A 3742-nucleotide genomic window follows, 5' to 3' on the forward strand; every position below is an offset into this window, starting at 1 on the left:
GCACATAATCTTTTGGTCCGCTTTCGCCCATTGCATACATCACGCCAATATTAACTTGCGCCTCGACGACCCCCTGTTCGGCGGCACGGCGATACCATTTCACCGCCAGCGCATAATCCTGCGGCACACCCCTGCCATTAAAATACATCACACCAAGATTAAATTGCGACTGTGCAAATCCCTGTTCGGCGGCGCGACGACCCCATTTCGCCGCTTCGGCATAATCCTGCGGCACGCCCCTGCCGTTCTCATACATATAGCCAAGATTACTTTGCGCCTGTGCATCCCCCTGTTCGGCGGCGCGGCGATACCATTTTACCGCTTCAGCATCATTCTGCGGCACGCCTTCACCCTTTGCATACATATGGCCAAGGTTATATTGCACACCTGCTAACCCCTGTTCGGCGGCACGGCGATACCATTTTGCCGCCTCGGCATCATCCTGCGGCACGACTTCACCCTTATAATACATATGGCCAAGGTTATATTGCGCCCCTGCTAACCCCTGTTCGGCCAGTGGTCGCCATTCGGCAAATGCGGCGGCATAATCACCAGCTTCAGCTGCACGTAACCCCTTGTCAAAATCAGCCGCGCATAGCGAGGATGGCACCAGCAAGGCCAGCAATAAAAAACACGGCACAATCAGGATGTGTGGCAGGATGCGTGACCGCAATATGTGAATAAAACTTTTCATCGGCAAAGTTTACTCAATCCTTGGTTAATATTTCGTTATCGGAACATAGATTTTTGCGGGTTTATGACATTCGTGAGGCGCAGGGGATTTATCGTCCTCGCCCCCCTAAATTTCATCTACCCCCCTTTCGCTTGCGCGTGACTGCGCCTATCTTGAAGAAGATGAACAAGATTACCCACAATAGCGAAGCCGCCGCCACTGACGCCGCCAATGGTGCGGCCACCGATAAGGTTGTGAAAACCACCACCGATAATATTGCGATCACGCGGCCACGCGGGCCTGCCAATTTCGATCTGCAATCGGATTTTTCGCCGGCAGGCGATCAGCCCACGGCGATTGCCGAATTGATCGACGGGGTGAAAAAAGGCGAGCGCGATCAGGTGTTGCTGGGCGTCACCGGATCAGGCAAGACCTTTACCGCCGCGCATGTGATCCGCGAGATGAAACGCCCAACCTTGATCCTTGCGCCGAATAAAACGCTGGCCGCCCAGCTATATGGCGAGATGCGGTCTTTATTCCCGCAGAATGCGGTCGAATATTTCGTGTCCTATTACGATTATTACCAGCCCGAAGCCTATGTGCCGCGTAGCGATACCTATATCGAAAAGGAATCATCGATCAATGAGCAGATTGACCGGATGCGGCATTCGGCAACGCGGTCTTTGCTGGAACGTGATGATGTGATTATCGTCGCGTCAGTGTCATGTATCTATGGTATCGGATCGGTCGAAACCTATTCGACGATGACGCAGAAAATCACCAGTGGCGAGGATTTCCCGCGTCAGGATATGCTGCGCAAATTTACCGAATTGCAATATAAACGCAATGATACGAATTTCGTGCGCGGTAGTTTTCGCGTGCGCGGGGATTCGGTGGAATTGTTCCCAGCGCATTTTGAAGATCGCGCATGGCGCATTTCGCTGTTTGGTGACGAGGTTGAATCAATCCATGAATTTGACCCGCTGACCGGCGAAAAATTCACCAGCCTGCCGACGATCACGGTATTTGCCAATTCGCATTATGTGACGCCGCGCCCCACCTTGCAGCAAGCGTGTAAATCGATCAAGATCGAGTTGAAACAGCGGCTGGCCGAGCTGACCGAAGCCAACAAATTGCTGGAAGCGCAACGCATCGAACAGCGCACACAATTTGATGTCGAGATGATCGAAGCCACCGGCGTCTGTGCGGGGATTGAAAATTATTCACGTTATCTGTCAGGACGCGGCCCAGGCGAGCCGCCGCCAACATTGTTTGAATATCTGCCCGAAAATGCCTTGCTGATTGTCGATGAAAGCCATGTCACCGTGCCACAATTGGGCGCGATGTATAAAGGTGACTTTGCACGTAAATCGACGCTGGCCGAACATGGGTTCCGACTGCCATCCTGTATGGATAATCGGCCTTTGAAATTTGAAGAATGGGAAGGATTCCGGCCACAAACAATCTATGTATCTGCAACGCCCGGAAAATATGAAATGGAACGCACCGGCGGGGTCTTTTCCGAACAGATTGTACGCCCTACCGGATTGATCGATCCGGAATGTATTGTCCGGCCAACGGGTAATCAGGTTGATGATATTATCGCCGAATGCCGCGATGCCGCCGCCAAAGGCCAGCGCGTATTGATTACCACGCTGACCAAAAAAATGGCCGAAGCATTGAGCGAATATATGTTCGAAGCCGGACTGAAAGTACGCTATCTGCATTCGGATATTGATACGCTGGAACGGATCGAGATTATGCGCGATTTACGGCTGGGCGTGTTTGATATTCTGATCGGGATCAATCTATTACGCGAGGGGCTGGATATTCCCGAATGCGCGTTGGTCGGGATTCTGGATGCCGATAAGGAAGGGTTTTTGCGCTCTAAAACATCATTGGTGCAAACCATTGGCCGCGCCGCCCGTAATGTCGAAGGGCGGGTCATCCTGTATGGCGACAGGATCACCGATTCAATGCAATATGCGCTGGATGAAACCAACCGCCGCCGTGCCAAGCAGGAAGCGTGGAACGAAGCCAATGGCATCACGCCAGAATCAATCAAAAAGGATATTACCGATGTGCTGGATTCGGTATATGAGCGCGCGGATCATCTGACGCCAAAAGCCGGCGGCAAAGAAGGGGCGTTGGTTGGCAATAACTTTAAAACTGTTATCGCCGATCTTGAAACCAGCATGAAACAGGCTGCTGGCAATCTGGAATTTGAAGAAGCTGCCCGCCTGCGTGACGAAATACGCCGGATGGAAGCAGCCGAGCTGGGGCTGACCGCCCCCGGGGTGCCTAGCTCAATCGCCGATGGTTATGGATTCCCCGCCGGCACCCCCGGCGCGCCTGCCAAAAAACGCGGCAAAAAATATGGACGTGGCCGATAAGGTCACAGTAGCATCATTTACTCTCAATGCTGGTATCATGACATTATCAGAATCGTCTTTTGCTTTGTTTTATAGATATTTTTTTGGTTTCGTAATTTTATGATTTAAGACTGAAAACAGAGGAATCAGTGACCGAATCAGGCACTGTTTTGCACAAGATGACAAAATTGCCGCGATTCAACCGAAATATCGAAAAATAAATATGAATTTTATTTCATTTTCCCTATTGCTATATATTAACTAATTGATTTTATATAATTATTTAAAATTGCCTAAAATTTAGGCAAAATGCTCATTTTCGCAGGAAATAAGGGGGATCGCGCACAAAAAGCCTGTTTGTCCCCAGTTTTATCCACAGGGTTGGGGGATAGAATTTCACCCAAAATTTAGACTTAAACATCAGCGATTCGGGGCTATGCCAAAGTCGTTGAAAGGCTTAGATTAATTTCATGAGCAAGCCGATAGACAGCCTTGAAAATGACGCCAAGACAGCTAATTTGCCGCCTGATATATGGCGCGGCATCAGCTATCTGAAAGAAGAGTTGAAGGTTCTGCCGCATCAGCCTGGCGTGTACCGCATGACCAACGGGCTTGGCGAGGTGCTGTATGTGGGCAAGGCACGCGATCTTGTTCGGCGGGTTGGGAGCTATACGCAACCTAACCGGCTTTCCAACCG

3 protein-coding genes are annotated in these 3742 nt (G+C 50.7%); 2 read left to right on the forward strand and 1 reads right to left on the reverse strand.

Annotation, left to right across the window (positions count from 1 at the left end):
- Positions 1-694: tetratricopeptide repeat protein (locus ABNT28_RS10310; RefSeq protein ID WP_348721540.1), on the reverse strand; the 694-nt coding region annotated here is incomplete at its 3' end.
- A gap of 161 nt (positions 695-855) precedes the next feature.
- Between ABNT28_RS10310 and uvrB the strand changes: the two genes are divergently transcribed.
- On the forward strand, positions 856-3066 hold the full coding sequence (gene uvrB / locus ABNT28_RS10315; RefSeq protein WP_332924997.1) for an excinuclease ABC subunit UvrB: 2211 nt from the start codon (positions 856-858) through the stop codon (positions 3064-3066).
- 449 nt (positions 3067-3515) lie between these two features.
- A partial coding sequence (locus ABNT28_RS10320) for a GIY-YIG nuclease family protein (RefSeq protein WP_348721541.1) occupies positions 3516-3742 on the forward strand: 227 nt, incomplete at its 3' end.

It is taken from the genome of uncultured Candidatus Puniceispirillum sp. (genome assembly GCF_963979125.1).
GTDB lineage: Bacteria > Pseudomonadota > Alphaproteobacteria > Puniceispirillales > Puniceispirillaceae > Puniceispirillum.

Coding starts and splice junctions, on each gene's coding strand:
- uvrB (WP_332924997.1), top strand. CDS start 856: ATGAACAAGATTACCCACAATAGCGAAGCCGCCGCCACTGACGCCGCC.